The sequence below is a fragment of the Nakamurella endophytica genome (assembly GCF_014646215.1).
Lineage (GTDB): Bacteria > Actinomycetota > Actinomycetes > Mycobacteriales > Nakamurellaceae > Nakamurella > Nakamurella endophytica.
On sequence record NZ_BMNA01000015.1, the window covers coordinates 1 to 19,939 of the forward strand.

The following is a 19,939-nucleotide window of genomic DNA, read 5'->3' on the forward strand; positions in this document are numbered from 1 at the left end:
TCGCCAGATCACTGCTGGAAACCGGCGGCTTCAGACCCTCCATACACCGTCGATTGCGATGAGCCCCCAATCTCCAACTAGACGGACCGTACAGTGGGCTGCAATGCGAAGATGGACGCTGGCGCAACTGACGATTTGGGTGATGCTGCGTCTCGTTCGAGTGAATGTGCTGGCGGCTCGAACATCCGGTTTGTACGCTTTGTGCTGGCTGGCGCATCTGGGCGAAACGGTGGGGGAGCCATATGACCGAGTGTCAAGTGACGCACGTGACTAGGGATCAATGGGGTAGAACCTTGGAACTGCGGAACGACGCGATCCCTTGGCGCCGCTCCGCTGCCGCGTGCATCTACGATATTGAAACTGGACTAAATTCCTACTACGTCCTGTGGCGGGAGGTCGGTCGAACCGACATCCACGTCGTGAATGGACCGACAGGAAAATACCTGCGGACCGACCACGACAGCTCACAGCGGAACAATCTTGATGACCTCCCAAGCTGACCGCTTTGCGTGCGTGCGCGCAACGGCTGCGCAGTCAGTGAACGACGTACCTAAGCGGCGCCCTTCAGCGCTTAAGGCAAGCGTCGCAGTGCCGCCGGTTGGTCCAGCCCGCAGCTGCCGGCATCAGCGATTGGATGTTGCGACGTGTGCGCAAGAGCAACCCCGTACCACCCGCTACCATTGACCGCGACAGGCAGGGGCTGAGCTATTACTGGCCGCGCGAGACCGGCCGCCATGGTCAACACCGTGGTTCTGTCCGGCCAGGTAGACTCAACTTATCAGCAGGGCGTCTCGCTGCAGCACCTACTTCGAGAGGACATCGACATGGCCCGGAAAGGCGGGAAGCGCAGCCGCAGCGCAATCACCGGTCGCTTCGTCAAGTGGGTTACAGCACGCAAGAACCCGAAGACGACAGTCACGGAGTCAACCAAGAAGAGCAAGAAGTAGCGTTGGACACAAGGTGCCTGGCTCTATTAACCGTGACGCGCCGACGGTTCGCGATCGCGATCGCAATTACCGTGTGATCGTCAACTTGCTCAGCTAGTCCTCAACGGGCTCCACGCCCACACGACACCGGCCGTGCAACTCAACGCACGGCCCGCGGCACGCACTCTTTGCCTGCAGCGGAAAAGTGACCAGGTGACCGCTGTATTTCGTCACTGACGTCATCGCGAGGCCTTGTGACAGTCAGCGAGGTCACGGTCGCAGGTCAAACCGGTGACGGCGCACGCTATTACCTAACGTACCCACGACCCCCAAGTTCTGCGAGTAAGCGTCCAATAGATCAAATAATGATAGGCGTTAACAATAAGACAATGAGACCCGCAAGTAGACAACTGAGAAAGCCGATTAGAAGACCATCTCTATTCCGCTCCCAGAAGCCATCAACTTGCTTATCGAGCAGAACACGGCCGCGCTGCCGGAACGATAATAGGATGTAGCCAAATTGAGCTACTAGCCCTATTAATGTAGCGGCACTGTACAGCAATAGCCACCAGCCAGGCACCAGGCCTAAAGCCACAGGGGCAACCGAGAACACAAAAATGCCTATCCAGGCGGCGTAGATGTAGCCAAGTCGCTGGCGCATCGCCACCAACCGAGGCCGAGAATATGTCCGCAATATGTCTCCGATGCGTATATGTACAGCAAGTGACTCGCAATCGTCAAGCGATTGGCCTCGCTCCACCCGACTAATACCGTCGCCTCCTAGGTACACGCGCACCTGACGCCAGGAAGGGGCCTGGGCTGGGGCTTTAAGCGTCAAGTCTTTTATCCTCGCAGGCGGAGAGTCCAGGAGGTAATCCAGGGTGTCCGGGTCCTCGTACCCAACGCACGACACTTGAAGCCCACCAAGCTTGCTCAACTCTGCCTCAATCAGACGCAGGGCCGCCTCATCAAGACGGACGAACGGTACGTAATCTTCATTCCTTCGTCGAATCTCTTTCGTCAGTGGCATACCCAATTGTGGCAGGTGTCGCCACGGTTGCGCGAGCCAACCGGTACGAACGTCGCAACGAGGTCGACCCAGCGTCATCCTCGCCGCCGCGCAGTTGTGGTCCAGCCACTTACCCCTAAGATCCTCGATCACCCTGGCCGGCGGACTGGTCCGTTGCCTGCCTCAACAGCGCGCTGACCGGGTTTCGCCGTACGAAGCGTCACGCGACGCACCTCAGGGGTGGAGTTCAGCCTCCGTGACCAACGACATGGAACAGGCACGGGGGCAAATGAAGCTGAGCCCCAGTCGGGGAATTGGCGGCATCACTCCCCAGGCGGGGCTGAGCCTACGCTGATGGATTCCGGTAACGCGCTCGAGGTGTTGGTGGCGAGCCATGTATATATCCCGACGGTGTCGAAGCCGTAATTGGGCAACGTCTCCCGGGAGGTTGACGGCCGCCTGTCTTAAAGCTGTGCGATGTACGCCAGGAGCCTGACCCGCTTTTCCGGACACCTGAGTTGAGGCGATGATCGTCTCGGAAGGAGTCCGTGAGATGCCTGCTGCCCACCCGCCGGAGTTCCGGCGTCGAGCCCTCGATCTGGTCGCCCAGGGCAACCCGGTCGGTCAGACCGCCCGTGACCTCGGGATCAGTGAGTCCTGCCTGCGGAACTGGATGTCCAGAGATGCGGTCGGCAGCGGCCGCAAGCCCGGGCTGACGACCGAGGAGCACAAGGAGCTGGTCGAGTTGCGGCGCCGGCTGCGGGTGCTGGAGATGGAGAACGAGATCCTCAAGCGCGCGTCGGCCTACTTCGCCAGGGAGAACGTGCTCCCAAAATAGGGTTCCGGCTGGTCCAGGAGCTCGCCGCGGACGGGATCCCCGTCGCGGTGGCCTGCCGGTTCCTGAACGTCTCGACCTCCGGTTACTACGAGTGGGTGAACCGGCCACCGTCGCCGCGAGCGGTCGCGGATGCGGCGTTGACGACGACGATCCGACGCATCCACGCCGACTCCCGCGAGACTTATGGCGCTCCGCGCGTGCTCGCCGAGCTGCGCCTCGGGCTCGGCGTTCACGTCGGCCGGAAACGCGTCGCCCGGCTCATGCGACTCGACGGTCTGGTCGGGGTCTGGCACCGTCGGAAGCGGCGCGGCTGGAAACCTGACACGGCCACGCACGAGGACCTCGTGAAGCGGCAGTTCCGCGCGGACGCGCCGAACCGGCTCTGGTTCTGCGACATCACGCAGCACCGCGCGAGAGACGGATGGGTCTACTGCGCCGCGGTGATCGACGCGTTCAGCCGCCGCGTCGTGGGTTGGTCGATCTCGGACCGGATCACCGCCGAGATCGTCGTGGACGCGCTTGAGATGGCGCGCTGGCGCCGCCGGCCCGAACCCGGAACCATCGTCCACGCGGATCGTGGAGCGCAATACACCAGCTGGCTCTTCGGCCACAGGCTCCGGCAAGCAGGCCTGCTCGGCTCCATGGGCCGCGTCGCCTCGTCGGTGGACAACGCGCTCATCGAGTCGTTCTGGTCAACCATGCAACGCGAGCTCCTCGACCGCACGGCATGGGACACCCGGGCGCAGCTGGCGTCGGCCATGTTCGAGTGGATCGAGGCGTTCTACAACCCCCGCCGCCGGCACACCAGTCTCAACAACCTCAGCCCCGCCGACTACGAAGCCCTTCACACCGCCGCAGAAATCGCGGCATGATCAACACACAAGAACCGTCCGGGAAACCGGGTCAGGCTCCCCATGGTTGAGTAGGGCGATTAGTGTAGGTAGGAGGTGAGTCGTCGTGACTAACGCTGCTCGAGCCGCATCGGCACCGGATGGATGGCTGCCGGACGGGGAGCCGCTGTACGGCAGGCTCGGGGTGCTCGCCGTCGACGAAGCTGCTGGCACGGTGCAGTGCGCAGCTTGTGGGCGGTGGTTGAACACGGTGTCTGGATCTCACCTGACCGCCCGGCACGGGTTGACGGTGGCGCAGTACCGCCAGCGGTACGGGCTACAGCTGCGGCGGGTGTTGGAGGCCCCGCAGCGGCGGGCGCAGCGCAGTGCCAGTACCCGGCAGCGGATGGAGCGGGAACCACGGCTGAAGGCGTTGGTCGATCGGGCCGTGGGACGAGCCAAGAGCGGCGAGCTCGCCACCGCCTACCGGGACGCGATGACCGCGGGCAGCCGGCGCAGCGCGCAGCGCGCCGAACGGCGTGAGCAGCTGGTGTCCCGCGCGCAGGAAGGTTCCCGCCGATCCGCACAGCGCAGCCGCGACCAGCGCGACGCCCGGGCCGCCGACCTAGGCTTCCTGGACGTTGCGTCGTATCTGCGGGATCGACACGGCCGTGGCTGGTCGGTGTTCAAGATGGCGGCTGAACTGGGCTCGTCACGCCAATCGGTGACGGCGCTGCTGGCCGAGCTGGACCTGCCCGGGCCGTTGGACCGTCAGCATCCGATCGAACAAGCGGCGCTGGGCCGGGTCGGCCACGCCACGCTGTTTCAGTTCCTGGCGGCCCAGCCAGCCGATGTTGGTCCTAAACAGCTGGCCGCAGCGCTCGGGCACAGCGTGCCCTGGCTCAAAGTCCGCGCCGAACGCGACGGCCTCGCGGACCGGTTGCAACCGGCACCGACCGCGCTGCAACGCATCACCGCTACAGCCCACCAGGCCGGCTTCGATGACGCCGGCCAGTACCTGGCCCACCGGTACGCCGACGGCGCCACCACCTCAGAGCTCAAGCAGGAAACGGGGCTGCACTCGCAGCAGCTGGCCGCACTGCTGACCGCGGCCGGCGTGCAGCGCCGCACCGATCCCGCCTACGTCGAACGGCAGACGTTGGATGGGATTGGCTACCGCGGCTCGCTGGTCGACTACGCCGCCACCCGCACCAGCACAGGCTGGACCGTGCAACGAATGAGCGCCGAGCTTGGCCGATCCGACGTATGGCTGGCCCGCCGCCTACGCGCCCACGGCGCCGGTTACCTCATCGGCCCACCCGGACAACGACGCACCAGGTAGAGGCCAGCGGCCGGCGCTCCCCCGTAGCTGCTAGGTCGACCGTCGTCGTCTCTGCCAGGCACTGCGACCCGCGCGTACCTACCGACGGCCCAATAGCTCCGCAACGGCCGCCTTAATCGACATCAGTCCGCCCAGGATTATCAGCGTGCCGCCAAGGATTGCCGCAGGAACCGTCCAAGGAGCCAACAGCGGCGCCTGGTAAATCCCGATCGCTATGGCAACGAACACTGCCGCGCCGACCAAATACAGAATGAGCGGAGCCGGGGAACCCCCTTCGTCCACGAACACCGGTTTGGACGCCTTCGCGGAGAATGACACGCCCGGGTCCGGACTCGACATGTTCATGCAACTGATCTAGCAGGCATCCGAGCGACCGGCAACAGCGCGACGTCGATGCCACGCCGATACCTCATGGTGCCGGTCACTCGGACGCCAGCGCCACCGTCATGAGCGGTCAAGGTGGGCCTTCACCATCATCCCGCTGTCGTATCGCCCACGCAACGATCAAACGCAGCCAGCAACGGGCTGCCGACCGCCACCGCGAGGTGGCGGTTACCAGAACTGCTGGCTTGTTTCAGCCGGCGAACTCCGGTTCCGACGTGCTCGCGGCCGGGGTGCCGGCAGGGTTGGTGGCGGCGGCGTACTGCTCGAGAACCTGGCGGGAGATGCGGCCGCGTTCGGAGATCTCGATGCCGTTGTCAGCCGCCCACGCGCGGACCGCGGCCGAGTCGCCGGTGCTACGCGACGGTCGGGCCGCTGCTCGTCGGGTGGTTCGGTCAGGGCGGATCTTACGGCCGGCGTCGACGAACTCGGCCATCACCTTACGCAGCGCCTTTGCGTTGCGGGCGCTCAAGTCAATCTCGTAGTCTCGACCGTCCAAACCAAACCGCACCGTCTCGGCCGCCTTGGAACCGTCGATGTCGTCTACAACCTTCACATCCACCTGCGATGCCATACCTGTCCCCGTCCACCTATCCCGTCGAATGAAGCCCTCTACTCACCCACAGTATCGGAAGGGACTTGACCCGCGAACACAGCAGCAACAATTTCGCTCACCGGGTAGAGCTCCAACGTCGGGTCGGGGACGCAGCCGACGAGCTCGCGCACCTTGGCCGTCGGTCAGTCGGGGTCGCGCCAGTCGTCAATCATCCCCGCCCGGCAGCAGCAGGGGGCTGTGGTCGTGGATCTGTCCGGCGGCGTCGGTGGCCGGCGGAGAACTGTTCAACGGTCACTGTGGCTAGTTGTCGTAGGGGTAGTGATTTTGCCAGCCGTGCGGTGTCCACAGGAGCACTCGTCGAGCGAGTTCAGGAGCAAGCCACAGATGCGTGATGGCCGGCGGAAGTGGTGGTGGTTCAGGAGGAAGTGCTTGCCCATCGTCCAGCAGCCCGTAAAAGACGGGAAACGGCAGAACGCTCCAGTGCACAGGTAGGAACAAGTGGCGCTCATCGGTGTCGGCTCGTGCGGTCTTGTCTAAGTGGCGAACCATGTGCGGTTCTGCGAAGGCGTCTTCCAAGGCCTGTCGGAGCCCGCTCAAGGATTCGTCGACGGCGCCGCCTCGGGAGGCGGGAAGAACCGTGGCACTTCGAACTCGATTACCGTCTATGGCTGGTAGATCGGGATGACCGACCATGTCCGAGGTGGAGTGCTCCAACAGCCAGGCGATGTCGGGGTCCGGATCCACGCTGATCTGTCGTTGCCACAGCTGCTCAGGTCGGGACAGCCCTGCAGCCTCGCACAGCAACGCAATCCGGACGTACCTGCCCCTGAGCTGCGGCAGATCAGCCGCCGAACCGACTTCAACCGTCCAGGTCCACTGGCCCGGCAGTGGCCACTGGAACTGGTCTCTGCTGAGCAGTGAAAGGGTCTGCAGCGCGCCGTCCCCGGACAGTGCAGTCACTTCGAACGCCGCCCGGCGGCCGGTGGGGTAGGTCAACATGGCATCGACGACGCCCTGCCGGCCGTCAACGTCCCACGGCTCGGCGACCACCCCCAGCACACGCTCAGCGATCAGGCACGCCGCCCGTTCCTGCTCACTCAAGCCTTGGAACCGATCTGACACGTCCCAAGCACAGCATGGAGAGCACGGATTAGTCACCCCCGTCCACGTCACGTCCGGGCGGGGCACACCGCTCCTACCTTCGACCTGCTTGCAATGGTGGCGCTGGGTCCAGCCCAGCGAGGTGCCGTGAGGCCGGCTGCCAGCATCTGAGCCCATCCGACCGATTGGGCCACCGGCCGGCCCTGGCCGTTTTCACTTGTCGCGGTGAAGTCGTCGCGAGCGCAAAGAACATGATGCGATGTGCCATCGGTGCCCGCCTTCGGTGATGGCGCACACGCGTCTGGGCCGTCCGTGGCCCAGTAGGCCGGGTGCTGCCATTCACCCAGGTCGACTTGTCACCGACAAGTCTAATGCGGCACGGAGACACCTCAGGACGTCGGTCGCGGCCAGCGGAGCTGATCGCTCGGCTGGGGCCTGGTCGGGCATCAAGACACGGACGCTGGTGTGATGGCGGTCCAGCAGATCAGGTAGATGTCGTCGAGTTGCGCTGGCGGCAGCGGGATCGGCGCCTCCGGTACGGACAGGCCGTACTCCTCCGCGACGTAGGCGATGCGTTCAATCACAGTTCGCGGCGGGCCGTGCGTGGCCGTCTGCAGGGCTGCGCGGACCGCACGCTGGACGCGAGTGGTGTAGGGCGCCTTTAGCCGGTTGGCGAGGTCGTCTTGCCGTTCACCGAGGTAGGCGCCGTGCTGCTCGACGAAGTCAATGGCATCGCGCATGACCTTGGGCAGGGGTGGGGCCAACCGCCCTGGGTCGGTCCGGAGCGACCAGTCCAGGTGGATGTCACGGCGGGCAACGTCCCAGGCATCGAAGGCAGCGTCGTACATGCCGTCGGTCAGCTCGCCGGGCGGCGTGGTCTCGTCGCCAGGGTCGGCGTGCGAGAGGCAGGACAGTGTCTCCCGGATGACCTCGGGAGTCGGCTCGCCGGTGCCGGTGTGCACTGTCCGGATAGTGAGGTCAGCGTGGAGTGGGACGTACCGGTAGAACGGCTTGTCGTGGTCGCCGACGCGGGCGCAGAACACGAATCCTGGATCGGCGCAGTTCCTGGTGATGCCGGTTCCTGCACCCCAGGGGAGCGCGCGGACGCGGCTCTTGGTGGTGGGGTTCTTGAAGGCGTTGCTCAGCTGTCGGCGGTACTCCTCGCCGGACAGCGCGGCCGATCCGCCGTCTTCGAACAAGCCTGCCTCTTGGTGCTTGATCTGTTCGATCATGTCGCGAGTTTCGGTGATGGAGCGTTCCACGGGATCGACGCCGGGCAGGACAGTGCCGACGCCCACCGCTGCGGCGGCCTGCTTGAGCTTGCGCTGGAGCCGTTCCTCTAGGCCCAGGAGCCGATCGAGATCCTCGTCGGGGAAGAAGCAGCGCATGAAGACCCGGCTGTGGGGTGAGCCGATGCGGTCGATGCGACCGTGCCGCTGCACGAGCTTCATCGGATTCCAAGGCAGGTCGTAGTTGATGATGTGCCGGGCTTGCTGCAGGTTGACGCCTTCGGCGAGGACGTCGGTGGTAATCAGCATGTCGTACACGTCGTCCTCGGCGCCGGTTCCCGCGGTGTTCGGTGCGAAACCGGCGATCAGCGCGGTCCGGTCGATCTTGTCGGGGCCGGACACCAGGGCGTACCGATCGCGGAAGGAGGCCAGGCGTGAATCAGTGATGACGGCGTCCTTGACGGCCGTCTGGATGTACTCGGCGGTGTCAGTAAAGTAGGTAAACACTAGGACTTTCCGCTTGTTCCTGGTGTCATCCTCTCCGATGCCTTGGTCGTCGGCCTCGGCCGCGATGGTTGCGAGCTGGTCGATTAGGCGGGCGATTTTAGGGTCGGTCGTGTGGTCCACGTGTCGGACCCGTTTATGCAGCCGCGCCAGCAGGGCGCGATCCGCTTCAACGGCCTCCCGGAGTTCACCGACGTGGTAGCCGCCAGCGGCGATGGTGCCGTCGTCGTCCTCGAGCTCGGCGAGAAAGTCGGCGGCATCGTCCATGCCGACGGTGACGAAGTCACGCAGGCTCTCACCGGTCAGGACGTAGCCAGCGTCCAGGGCGTGCAAGAACCGGTCGTGGGATTCTATCATCTTAGCGACGGTCCGGCAGAAGGCGTATGCCGAGGACTCGAAGCGCTTGAGCAGTGCGGAGCGGAGGAGTCCGGCGTTCTGGGCTTCATACTGTTCGGGCTCGCCGATACGGCGAAACTGAGACGGCACGTAGCGGGCCATGGTGAGCACTTGTCCGAGGTCTTCGAGGATGACGCCGGCGCTGTCGCCCAGGCTGTCGTCGTCCACGTGCGCCCCCAGCGCGGTGGCCAGGTCGTCGAACACACCTGGCAGCACCCTGGTCAGGTCGTAGTCGACCCGGCGAACCTCACACGTCGGGAAGGAGATCTCCTGATCGACACCGTTGATGCGGACCCGGTCACCTCGGTAGTGATTCTTGATGAAGCGTCGGGTGCGGCGCACGGCAGTCGCATCGAGCACATCGAACAGCTGCTGAGCGGTCAGGTCGTCCGGATCGGTGGCGATGGCCAGGTTGAAGTACTGCCGCAGGGAGGGGATCCCGATGTCGGCGAACGCGTAATCATTGCGCGCGAAGTACATGATCAGGTTGTAGAGATCTTCTAGGCTGTTGTTAACGGGGGTCGCCGTTAGCAGCACGAGATCCTTGGGCACCGTGGAGTCGACAATCCGGTGGAGTGCCTCGGCGCGCAACGTGAGGTTGTTGCGGAAGGCGTGGGCCTCGTCGATCACGACCATCGCGTACTCGTCGATGTGCTGCAGCGCGGAGCTCCTCGTGCCGGCGTTGTCGATGTTGGACACCAGCTCCTCGAAGGAGATGACGTCGGCGCGAAGATTGGTGTCTCGCAGGAAGCCTGACCAGGTGGAGTCGCGCAGCGTCGCCGGGCAGACGATCAGGACCTTCTGCCGCCGCTGGACGGTGGCCTCGTAGATCAGCTCACCCGCCAGGTAGGTCTTGCCCAGGCCGACCTCGTCGGCGATCAGCACGCCGTTGCGGCGGTCCAGGATCCGCTTGGCCCGCCAGACGCCGTCTGATTGGAAGGCTGTGAGCCCGAGCCGTGAGCCGGCGGTGGCATCGTCAAGGTCCGCGCCGTAGTTCTCGAACAGCATGCGCAGGAAAATGTCCCACGGCTGGTGGGGCTCCCAGCGTGACCGGTACAGCGAGGCTAGATCGTAGGGCGTCGCCTTCTCCCACTGTTCGTTGAACCAGTCGACGACCTGCTTGACCGGAGTCGGCTGGTAGTGGCCCAGGTTCAACTCGTTGTTGCGGGCCAGTCCGGCGTAGGTGAAGTTCGAGGAGCCCGCCAGGACTCCGGTGTTGTCGGTCTCAACGATGAACGCCTTGCCGTGCAAGAAACCCTGCTCGTAGCGCCGCACTTCGACCGCGGGGTGTTCCTCAAGCCAGCGCACCAGTCGGCGCGCGGCCGCGTCGGCCTCCCGTGTAAAACCCAAGAGGTTGCGGTCCTCCTGCAGGGCGCGGACGTGTCCCTCGAGCGCCCGCCGGACCTCCGGGCTTGGCCCACGACGACGCTGCCGCTGCCCCAACGGGCGGATACGGGAGCGTTCGTCGACGTCGACGGGCTCAGCTCCCAGCAACAGCCGGACGGCGCCGACCTGCTCGAGTTCCTCGGCGAGCAGGTTGAACCCGCCCGGGTTGAAGTACGCGGTCGCGATGGCCAGCGCCGGCGGCTCGATCCACTTGCCGCGCAGGTACCCCAGCAGCGAGTTGATGGCCGTGGCGACCTGTTGCCCGCTGGACAGGTCGTTGGTCGCGAACTCGGGCCTGATGGTCGCCGGAACGGTCATGCCTCGGCTTCCTCATGCGCCGCGTGGTAGGCCGCGGTGACGTTGTCTCGGTGCGCTCGGGGGAGACCCAGTTCCTTGAAGTCCTTGGCGATGGTGTCGAAGTCGTCCAGGTTGAGACCGTATCCGCGTAGTGTCGCAACCTCAATGTCGGCCAGGAGCCGCGGCACGGGCATCTCGGACAGGTCGGTGATGCTGGCCGCGGAGCGGGCCAGTACGTCGATGCCTCCGGCGAGCCGCCGGAACCCTTGACGCACCAGGACAGCGGCGACGCGTTCCGCGACGTAGCTGACGTCTTCCTCGGACCACCCGGGAATTGGTAGCTGGTTGACGACCGGCGCCGTGACGTGACGGTCGACGAAGCGCCGTGACCACCAGTCGAGGGTGTTGGTGTTGAGCAACCCGAGAAGGGCCAGTCGCGCGTCTTCGGTCGAGTCCGGCGCGTGAGCCACCCCGTGCACGTATCCCGCGTTGGGGAGCAAGCCCGCTTCCGGCAGGGCAGTCGCGATCACTGTGCGAGTGTCGTCGCTCCGACTGGGGTAACGGAAGACCACTACTGGGTGGCTGGCATCCAGGCGTACGACTCCGTGGTCAAGGGAGACACCGCGTCGTTTGGCCACGAGCGCTGGGAAATTGGCAATAAATTGTTTGTAGGGCACCGACTCGTCGTAGTTGTATGCGTCGGCGTGGGCGGTCATCAAGACCTTCCACGCGCCAGCTTCACTAGCATGCTTGGTCAGTCCATTGTCCGGTCCCGAACCGGTGAAGTCCCAACGGGTGTCACTCCGCCCGGATATCCACCCTCCTTGGACTGAAAGCCGGGCATGTCCTCGCATCTTGTCGAAGACGCGTTTGTCCTCCGCATCGACAAACCAGGGAATGACGTGGGACTCTGAGTACGTCGCAAGGTCATCGGTCGTCAGGGTGATGGCGTTTTCCTTAGAGGCGGCTTGGATCTGCTCAGCGGTCGTGGCCACCCACACGGCCACTGGTGCGTCGGTTCGAGGACCGGCTGCCAACAGAACCACGGCGTACGACTGGTGAATGTCCTCGAACAGCCACTCGGCATGGTTTCTGCCTTGAACAACTGCGAGGTCGTGGCTCACGACCAAGTGCTTGCGAAGCTTCTTCCAGCCAGCGAGCACCATGCTCTGACGGGGCAGCACCAGGCCCAAGCGGCCACTGGGACGGAGCACCTTGATGGCGCGCTCGAGCATCAGCTGGGCGAGTTCAAGGTGGGTGCCGCCGCGCAGCGGGAAGCCTTCCTTGAAGTAGCTCTGGAGCTCCTCGCGCTGCTTCTGTTCCGATCGCTCGTGCGCTGCTTCGGTTGGATGTGTCCGACGGAGCTCGTTGATCCTGTCCGTCCGCTTCTTGTCGGGGAGCGCTATGAGACCTGGACTGATTCCAACCCAGTACGGGGCCGGTTCCCAGCGGACCTTCTCCCACGGTGGATTGCCCAGGATGACGTCGAATCCGGGCTGCGGCCGGATGAAGACCTCAGGGAACAGCACGGGCAGGTGCAGCGCGTTGAGCCGCTGCACCGCCGCCTGGGTGCTCGCTTGGTTGCCCAGGGCGACCGCTTCCTCAGGGCCGGCGGGCAACTTCGCTTCGCCGAGCCGGACGGCGACTGCGCTGTCCAGCAGGGACCGAGCGCCGGCGGCCTCCTGCATCGCCTTGGCGTGGGCGCGAGAGGACTCTCGGACCTCGGCCTTAGTGGCCTCGGCGGTGCGAGCGACGCGAAGCAGGCGGTCGCGGGCCACCTCCAGGGTCGCCTTGATGCCCTCGGCGAACAGGCTTTCCTGTCCGGCGGCTGCCCTGGGCTCGAAAACGGTGAGCGCCTCGTCGACCGTGCCCATCCCGGTCAGGCTGTTGCCGACCCGTAGGCCGTGGTCGAGGGACGACATGGGCAGGCCGGGTACGAAGGTGTGGATCCAGATGGCGAGTCGCGCGAGCTCGACTGCCATTAGGTTGAGGTCCAGGCCGTAGATGCATCGGCGGGCGATCTGGCGTCGCAGCAGCATCGACGGTTCGATCTCGATGTGTCCGGCCGCATCGCCAAGGGCCTCCTCGGCGGCGGCGGACAGCCGGCTCAGTTCATCGGTGACGGCGGGGATGGAGTGCTCGCTGAGGAACTTGGCGAAGCGGTTCTCGATGCGATCGATCGCTGCCACTAGGAAGTGCCCCGATCCCATGGCGAGGTCGGCGACGCGGAAGTCAAAGTAGGTTTCGGCAGCGCCTGCGTCATCGCCGGCGTCCAGCATCGACTTGACTTGGGCCAGGTGATCGGCCAGAGCCGGCTCGAGCGCGGCGTCGAGCAGATGCTCGACCGCGAACGCCTTGGTGAAGTAGGAGCCGGTGGCCTTCCGGTTGCCGGAGGCGTTGTGGAAGTACACGCCGCCGGCGGGGACGACGACGAGATCCCCCGGCTTCGCAGGTAGATATGTCGCCGTCTTCGCGGCGACGGTGAGGTCGGCTGGCGCGACGGACAGCGACGACTCGAGCAGCCCTTCATAGATCGTGCCGAACTCACGGACTGAAAGCGATCGAAAGTCGACCGGCCCGAGATCGCCGTCAGCACCCGTGTCGATCAAGAGGGACTTGAGCGCCGGCCCTATCTCGGCGTTGCTCAGCCGCATCTCGCTGATCGCGTGACCAGACGGGTGCATCTCCGGGTCGCTGGCGAACAGGCCGCCGTTGTAGGCGGGCACGCCCCATTCGCGGTTGCCATCGTCGACGGCCCGCCAGACGGACTGCAGGTCCTCCCAGCGGTCGAAGGAACTGGCGTCGAACTCGTAATCACCGTCGGTGGAGAACTCGCGCGCGAGGGTCTTGAGAGCCTTGCGGGTGTACCGCGGGTTCCGTTGATACGGCAGCAGGCCGCGGTCCTCGGCGTAGGCCACGAACAGCAACCGGAACAGGATGATCAAGGTCCGGTGGTAGGCCTCGTGCAGGTCCTGCTCGTTCAGTTCGGCGTTCTGGGCGTTCCGCATGGCGTTGGCGACGGCAACCGCCAAGGCGGGGACGACATCGACGTACACGCGGTCGCGCAGTCGCGCTCCCAGCGCGGTGGCGTGGTCGATGGACGCGGCCAGGATCTCGGCGACAGTGCCGGTGGCATCGAGCGCGGTCGGTGCGAACAGCAGCGGCAGGTAGCCGGCATCCGCCTCGGTGAGCAGGGCCAGGTCGAGTTCAACGAAGGTCTCCGATTGTCCTTTCCGACCGACGCCGATGTCCGGCCGCGCCGGATAGAGGCGCATTTGGGTCCCCCGCATGACGATGAGCCAGGGCAGGTTGTACTCCTGGGCGATCGCCAGCCCCTGTGTGACTGGCGAGACCGCCCCGAACCGCACGCCGGGTCGATCGAAAAGCTCCTCCTCGTTGAGCAGGACGGCGATTGCCTGGCGGGTCCCGTTGGCCGACAGCACGTGCGCGAGCGAACCGTAGGCCGTGGTGGTGTAGCCGAGTGCAGTGATCAAGGCAGCGCCGGTCTTGCCCAGCGTTGCCATGCCGCGGGCGCGGGCGGCTGCCCAGTCGACACGGGCAGGGACACCGTGACGCAGCTCGTGGGAGGCGAAGAGCCCTTGGTTGGTCAGACCAGCGATGAGCTGGTCTTTCGGTCCGACCAAGAGCCGTTGCAACGTCCGCTTAGCGGCGGCCGCAGTGGGCTCCGCCAGTGCAGCAGCACAGATCCGCTCGACCTGGCTCAGGTCAAGGCCTCCGATGGCCGCCGGGTCACCGCTGAGTCCGCACACGGTAGCTTGCCATCCGCTGCTGCCCTGATGGGCGACCACCAGCAGCACCGGAGCGGCGCGGCGATTCCAGCGTAGTGACCACAGTCGGCGGACATCGTCCATCCTGGGCGGGTTCGGCGAGACGGCGAGGGCGACCTCAAGGGCGTCTGAGCCGGCTCCGATGGCGACGCGAAGCGGCTCCAGAGAGCTGGGAACCCCGCTGGGTCGCATCCAGTCAATCTCCTGCGTCTCTGTGTCGGCCAGGAAGTCATCGATGGAAAACGCTGCCACGTCGGCGGCCCCCTACTCACTGGAAAAGACGCCCTCGATCTTCTCCCATCGGATGCGACCGGACACGTAGGGGCTGCTGATCGCTACCCACTCGGGCGAGCACTGGACCGGTCAGGTCATGGCTGCCCGTCGCAGCGCGGCGGTTGCTCTGGCGTCTATACGTTGCGGGTGCTGGCGATCTGCGACTGACTACCTCGGGACACCTCAACGACGGGTGCAGCAGGGAACCGAGTCTCGGCGACGCCGAAGTCGATGGGTTCCGCACGCCAAGGCAACGGTGAGATTGGAGCCATAGGCGAATCGGGTGTCGCCTGCAACATCAGGACGTCCAGCGGTGGAGGGCGGAGCCGGTCCACATCGTGTTGATCCAGTCGACCGTGCGTCGCTAGGTGGCTTCCTCCTCAAGGGTGAGGACGATGTCGCAGGTCATCGCTGCCTGAGCTTGAGCAGGAGCAGCGTCGCGTCGTCGGTGGGTTCGGGAGTCCAGGGTTCCGCGAAGTCTTGCGACTCGCTTGACCAGATCCGCGGCGAGTGACCCGACAGGCCTCATGTCCCATCGGCGTCGTGCGCTACCTCAGCGCTACCTCGTCCAGGACGTCCGGATCCGAGAAGCGGACGGACACGAGCTACTGGCACCTCTGCGTATCGAAGTCGGTCGTATGACTCTGGTTGGGCTCGTCGTCGCAGCGATCTGCCCGATGGCTTGAAGGCGGCCGATCGGCGAGACGGTCAACGGTGACCGGCGTAGCGAGCCAAAGGCTGGCCGCCTCAATCGGCGTGCCGGTAGGCGACTTGGTACTGCACGAAGCGTGCGGGTGCGATCGTCGGCGGCTCGAGCCAACGGCATGGTCTCTAAAGCGCCTCAACGACACCTCAGCCAGTGACCGGCGGTACTAAATGTGAAACAGTTACGTACTGCTGCCGTCCTGCTCTTTGTACAACGTCCGGACAAGTTCAAGTACGCGCACCGCCGCTTCGTCGTCAAGCTGCACGTCCTGGCCGTTGGAAAATCGAGCCTTGACGTTAGCAATGAGCGTGTTTGGATCCTTGCCTTGCCGAATGTCGAGGAGCGTGTTGCGGGCTCGGCGGATACTGCGGGGGTGACGAAGGTTCTGGTGGACTGCAGCGAGCTGATCTAGTAGCCGGTCGGCAAGGTGCCCATTCAAAGGCGGTGTAGGTGTGATGGCGGCGGCGATGTCCTCAGCTGCTGGCAGCACTGCGCGCTCGGCGGCTGGCAAGGTGTCGTACGTGTAGGTGGCCACGGCCATCGGCGAGTTCGCCGAGCCCAGCGCAAATCGAACGACCTCGTCGGTGCCGGAGCTACACACCAGGATCCCCAACGTGGAAGCGTGCTTGTCAGGTCGGCGCTTTTGCTGGTTGATCGCTCCGACGTAGAACTGCAGCTGACCGAGATGGGCGGGTTCGAACTTGCCGACCTTAAGCTCGACGACAACGTAGCGGAGCTGCTCCGGATGGAAGAGCAGCAGGTCGATGAAAAACTCGTCGCCGCCGACTTCAATACGGACCTGGCGGCCGACGAACGCGCAGCCGTAGAACTCCAGCAGCGTGTCTTGCAGCCGGCTCAGTAGACCGTCCTCGAGGTCGCGTTCAGAGGCGCTCGAGTCCAAGCCGAGGAAGTCGAACACGTACGGGTCGCGCAAGATCTCTCGCGCCTGATCAGCGTCGGCGGCGTCTAGGTGAGCGGGGAAGTTGTTCGGCGCCGCCCCGAGTCGGCTGCGCAGGTCGGTGGCGATGTGGTGTTCCAAGACCTTGCGGGACCAGCCGTCAACAGCGGAGCGTTGGGCGTACCACTCCCGCTCATGGGGGTCCTGCACCTTGAGCAGCACCGTCACCTGGCCCCAGGGCAATCGTCCAACAGCCTGTTGGACGATTGCAGGGTCCGGCCATGCAGCCGCAAGTGCCCGCATGGAGAACAGGTTCGATCGGCTCCACCCGCGCTGCTCCCCGAGCTCTTCTCGCAGGTCTGCCGCCAGGCGGTCAATCACTCGAGTGCCCCAGCCCTGCTCGTGCTGGCGGTCCAGGATCAGTTTGCCGATGCGCCAGTACAGCCCGACCAGGTCCGTGTTCGCCGCGCGCACCACACGCAGTCGCGTGGCCAACACGTCTGCCTTAACCTGCGCCAGCAGCTCCGGATAGCCCTCAGGCAAGACCTCGGACGTCATGACTTCATCGGCTTCCATGCTTGGTACGGAGCGAGCACATGAGCGCGCACGAGAGGTTCAACCTGGGGGTCTCTTGCCCTACGGCTTCGAGTCGGCGTCGGCCTCGAGGTGAGGTGCGCGCAGTGCTTGGAGGTCAAGTGTCCGTCCGTTGGCGTCGGCCCAGGTGATGAGGTCGTCCAGTGCCCAGACCTGGCCCATGGTGAGTACGTCCAGGGGTTCGGGGAAACCGCGCTGGTTGGACAGTTGAACCGCGCGGCTGCGGCTGACGTGCAGCATCATTGCCAGCTCTGTCCGTCCCGCGAGTCGTAGCCGCACGGGAGCCACCGTAACCATGCCCAGCACTCTACAACCTTCCTCTTGCTTCCTACACTACACAATAGTACAGTAGGAAGTGACAGACCGGGCGGGCCGGTTGTCGACAGGAGGACAAAGTCATGGCTCACATGCTGGAGAACCTGGGCGGCGCGGCGGGGGATGCGTCGTTCGTGTCGGCGCGGCAGCACGCCTGGCACCGGTTGGGGACTGTGCTGCCCAAAGCGTTCGACGCGGCTCAGGCCATGCAGTACGCCAAGTTGGGCGGCTGGGACGTGCGGACGGTACCGCTGCAGACCGCGTCGAGCATCGACGCCGACGGCGTTACGGCCGGGATCGACGTGCCGGATGCGTTCGCCACGGTGCGGACCAACCCAGCCACCGGGAAGGTCGAACCTCTGGGGGTGGTGGGCTCGGGGTACCGGCCGGTGCAGAACGAGGCACACGCCGAGGTGCTCAACGCCGTTGTGGACGAGGGCGGCGCGCACTTTGAGACCGCCGGCAGCCTACGGGGCGGCCGTCAGGTGTTCATGACGATGAAGCTGCCGACCACGATGCGGATCGGTGGGGTCGACCCGGTCGACCTGTACCTGGTGGCGCTTAACAGCCACGACGGGTCGTCGGCGTTCCGGCTGCTGGTCTCCCCGGTCCGGGTGGTGTGCGCCAACACCCAGGCCGCCGCGCTCCGGTCAGCCAAGTCGAGTTTTTCGATTCGGCACACCGCCGGCGCGACCGGCCGGATCGCTGAGGCCCGGCAGGCCCTCGGGCTCACGTTCGCCTACGCCGAAGCGTTCCAGGCCGAGGCGGACCGGCTGATCGAGCAGCCGCTGAGCGATGTGCAGTTCAAGCAGGTCATCGCCCAGGTGTGGCCCACCGAGGCGACCAGCAGCCGCACCCACGCCGCCGACGAGCGGCTACGGGAGCTGTCCCGGCTGCGCCGCTACTCCCCGACCCTGTCCGAGGACTTCCGCGGCAGCAGGTGGGGCGCCTACCAGGCCATCACCGAGTACGTGGACTTCACCGCCCCGATGCGCAGCCGCCGCGCCGGACAGGCAGAACGTGCCGAGCGGGCCGTCACCGGCACCGGCCCGGCCGTCAAGACCCGCGCGTTCGAGCTGATCGCCGCGCTGTAACCGCCAGGTGGTGGGCCAGGAGTTCACAGCTCCTGGCCCACCGGGCGCCCTCCCCCAACCGCTCAAAGCCGAAGAAGAGGCCCCCCGATGATCCCTGCCCCGCGCCGCCGCAGCCACCCCGCACCACCACCGGCCGGACCGGTCGGCCCCGGCCGATGCCCGGCCCGCCGCGCCCGCCCCATGTTCGGCCCGCAACACGACCGGCCGCTCGTGTCGATCTACTCCCGCGCCGACGCCATCGCCGACGGGCTACTGATCGAGACGCCCCGCCAGCTGTGGGCCGAGTTCCGCATTCCGGGGCCGGCCGCCGTCACCGCGCAACTGTGGGCCGAGACGGTCGCCACCGCCACCTACCCACAGCCGCCGGCCCCGGACGCGCCGCCGGTGCTGCCGTTCGAAGTCCGCGCTCGTCTCGAAGCGCTGCTGTGGCAGGCCCGCACCGTCTACGAGACCGACCCGCGCCGCCGGCACCGGCAGACGTTCGTGGCTTGGCGGATCCCGGGGCCTCTGGCCGATGCCAGCACCCCCGGCCGGGTCCACCCCGACGAGCATCCCGACGCCCGCCCGGTCCGGGTCGCTTTCACTATCGGCCCCGGCGACTGCGGGGAAACCGTCGCCACGCTGGCCCATGCCCACACGGGTGGGGTTGGCCGCTTCCACCTGGCCGACGACGATCCGGCCGTGACCTGGCCGGCCGCTGGCTGGGAGCCGGACAGCGCGACCGGGGATGCGCGGCCGCTGGTCACCATCGAGGTTCTGCAGGCCATGCTTGATCACGCCGCCGCGGACCCGACCCGGCCGCCCGAGGTCGAGGCCCAGTGGTGGCGAGACGGCACGGTCACCATCGACGCCGGCGGCCGCTGCATCACCCTGCGCCCGGACCCCACCGGCGACGCCGGCATCTACCCGCTCGGCCCGCTGGGCTGGCCGCTGCGCCGAACGGCCGGGTGACCGGCATGCACGACGATCGGGTCCGCTACCACGGGTCGCTGACCGAGCAGCACGGTCCGGCCGTGCGGCTGGGGTATTGCCCGTGCCCGGACTGCCGCGACCTCGCCGGCCGTAGCCGCGAACGGGCCACGGGGCGGTGGGACGGCGACGGCCTCGGCGACGAACGCTTCCGGCTGGTGCTGCCCGACGGCAGCGTCCTCTCGCACGTCCGCGCCTACAGCTTCACCGACCTCTCCGCCGCGGCACCGTGCCCCGGCCGCGCAGCGGGCCATCCGCTCCTGACCGTCCCGCGGAAGCGGTCCGGGTCTTGGCCTGCCGATCGTCGGTGACGGGTCGACGCCGAGTTGCGCGCACCTTGCAGCCGCCGACGGGGTCGAGCAGCCGTCGATGCGAGGCGGCGCGGTGTAGCGGCGTGGCCACGGGCGTTGTCAGCGCGGGTGGCTAACGTCGGTCGGGGCGGGCCGCGTGTCGAATGCCGGATCCGGCCGCATCAACAAGTTGAGCGGCCGGACCCCGACAGACGGT

The 19,939-nt window shown here is 65.9% G+C and carries 15 protein-coding genes; 7 read left to right on the forward strand and 8 right to left on the reverse strand.

Annotation, left to right across the window (positions count from 1 at the left end):
• Positions 1-242: 242 nt before the first annotated feature.
• Both IEY37_RS22890 and IEY37_RS19540 read left to right on the forward strand, forming a co-directional pair.
• On the forward strand, positions 243-500 hold the full coding sequence (locus IEY37_RS22890) for a DUF3892 domain-containing protein (protein WP_188944608.1): 258 nt from the start codon (positions 243-245) through the stop codon (positions 498-500).
• Positions 501-734: 234 nt separating this feature from the next.
• Positions 735-947, forward strand: coding sequence for a hypothetical protein (locus IEY37_RS19540; protein ID WP_188944675.1), 213 nt, complete (start codon positions 735-737; stop codon positions 945-947).
• Positions 948-1,284: 337 nt separating this feature from the next.
• Here IEY37_RS19540 and IEY37_RS19545 read toward each other — a convergent pair whose 3' ends face one another.
• Positions 1,285-1,593, reverse strand: a complete 309-nt coding sequence (locus IEY37_RS19545) for a hypothetical protein (RefSeq protein WP_188944609.1) — start codon at positions 1,591-1,593, stop codon at positions 1,285-1,287.
• An 895-nt stretch (positions 1,594-2,488) separates the two neighbouring features.
• Between IEY37_RS19545 and IEY37_RS19550 the strand changes: the two genes are divergently transcribed.
• The 3 genes from IEY37_RS19550 (at position 2,489) to IEY37_RS19560 (ending at position 4,945) form a co-directional block, all read left to right on the forward strand.
• Positions 2,489-2,773 carry a transposase gene (locus tag IEY37_RS19550; RefSeq protein ID WP_188944610.1) on the forward strand — a complete coding sequence of 95 codons (285 nt, stop codon included), beginning with the start codon at positions 2,489-2,491 and terminating at the stop codon, positions 2,771-2,773.
• Between the two features lie 35 nt (positions 2,774-2,808).
• Entirely contained in the window at positions 2,809-3,645 is an 837-nt protein-coding gene (locus IEY37_RS19555; RefSeq protein ID WP_229674683.1) for an IS3 family transposase, read from the forward strand.
• Between the two features lie 193 nt (positions 3,646-3,838).
• A complete protein-coding gene (locus IEY37_RS19560; RefSeq protein ID WP_268238039.1) occupies positions 3,839-4,945 on the forward strand; it encodes a MucR family transcriptional regulator in 1,107 nt (368 codons plus the stop codon).
• 78 nt (positions 4,946-5,023) lie between these two features.
• Here the strand turns inward: IEY37_RS19560 and IEY37_RS19565 are convergent, their stop codons facing one another.
• From IEY37_RS19565 to IEY37_RS19595, 7 genes are all read right to left on the reverse strand, one after another.
• On the reverse strand, positions 5,024-5,263 hold the full coding sequence (locus tag IEY37_RS19565; RefSeq protein ID WP_188944613.1) for a hypothetical protein: 240 nt from the start codon (positions 5,261-5,263) through the stop codon (positions 5,024-5,026).
• Between the two features lie 256 nt (positions 5,264-5,519).
• Positions 5,520-5,900, reverse strand: coding sequence for a histone-like nucleoid-structuring protein Lsr2 (locus tag IEY37_RS19570; protein ID WP_188944614.1), 381 nt, complete (start codon positions 5,898-5,900; stop codon positions 5,520-5,522).
• A gap of 282 nt (positions 5,901-6,182) precedes the next feature.
• On the reverse strand, positions 6,183-7,004 hold the full coding sequence (locus tag IEY37_RS19575) for a hypothetical protein (RefSeq protein ID WP_229674676.1): 822 nt from the start codon (positions 7,002-7,004) through the stop codon (positions 6,183-6,185).
• 425 nt (positions 7,005-7,429) lie between these two features.
• The gene (locus tag IEY37_RS19580) at positions 7,430-10,816 is read right to left on the reverse strand and encodes a helicase-related protein (RefSeq protein ID WP_229674677.1); all 3,387 of its coding nucleotides are present in this window, start codon (positions 10,814-10,816) and stop codon (positions 7,430-7,432) included.
• Positions 10,813-14,835, reverse strand: coding sequence for an Eco57I restriction-modification methylase domain-containing protein (locus tag IEY37_RS19585; RefSeq protein ID WP_188944616.1), 4,023 nt, complete (start codon positions 14,833-14,835; stop codon positions 10,813-10,815). The genes IEY37_RS19580 and IEY37_RS19585 overlap by 4 nt, the downstream gene beginning before the upstream one ends.
• Positions 14,836-15,743: 908 nt before the next feature.
• Positions 15,744-17,036, reverse strand: a complete 1,293-nt coding sequence (locus IEY37_RS19590; RefSeq protein ID WP_229674678.1) for a PDDEXK nuclease domain-containing protein — start codon at positions 17,034-17,036, stop codon at positions 15,744-15,746.
• Between the two features lie 60 nt (positions 17,037-17,096).
• Entirely contained in the window at positions 17,097-17,297 is a 201-nt protein-coding gene (locus IEY37_RS19595; RefSeq protein WP_188944617.1) for a DNA-binding protein, read from the reverse strand.
• 155 nt (positions 17,298-17,452) lie between these two features.
• Here IEY37_RS19595 and IEY37_RS19600 point away from each other — a divergent pair, with 155 nt between their 5' ends.
• Both IEY37_RS19600 and IEY37_RS19605 read left to right on the forward strand, forming a co-directional pair.
• On the forward strand, positions 17,453-18,463 hold the full coding sequence (locus IEY37_RS19600) for a DUF932 domain-containing protein (protein ID WP_188944618.1): 1,011 nt from the start codon (positions 17,453-17,455) through the stop codon (positions 18,461-18,463).
• A gap of 210 nt (positions 18,464-18,673) precedes the next feature.
• Positions 18,674-19,414, forward strand: a complete 741-nt coding sequence (locus tag IEY37_RS19605; RefSeq protein WP_188944619.1) for a hypothetical protein — start codon at positions 18,674-18,676, stop codon at positions 19,412-19,414.
• The last annotated feature ends 525 nt before the right edge of the window (positions 19,415-19,939 follow it).

Coding starts and splice junctions, on each gene's coding strand:
- IEY37_RS22890 (WP_188944608.1), top strand. CDS start 243: ATGACCGAGTGTCAAGTGACGCACGTGACTAGGGATCAATGGGGTAGA.
- IEY37_RS19540 (WP_188944675.1), top strand. CDS start 735: ATGGTCAACACCGTGGTTCTGTCCGGCCAGGTAGACTCAACTTATCAG.
- IEY37_RS19550 (WP_188944610.1), top strand. CDS start 2,489: ATGCCTGCTGCCCACCCGCCGGAGTTCCGGCGTCGAGCCCTCGATCTG.
- IEY37_RS19570 (WP_188944614.1), bottom strand. CDS start 5,900: ATGGCATCGCAGGTGGATGTGAAGGTTGTAGACGACATCGACGGTTCC.
- IEY37_RS19580 (WP_229674677.1), bottom strand. CDS start 10,816: ATGACCGTTCCGGCGACCATCAGGCCCGAGTTCGCGACCAACGACCTG.
- IEY37_RS19590 (WP_229674678.1), bottom strand. CDS start 17,036: ATGGAAGCCGATGAAGTCATGACGTCCGAGGTCTTGCCTGAGGGCTAT.
- IEY37_RS19595 (WP_188944617.1), bottom strand. CDS start 17,297: ATGATGCTGCACGTCAGCCGCAGCCGCGCGGTTCAACTGTCCAACCAG.
- IEY37_RS19600 (WP_188944618.1), top strand. CDS start 17,453: ATGGCTCACATGCTGGAGAACCTGGGCGGCGCGGCGGGGGATGCGTCG.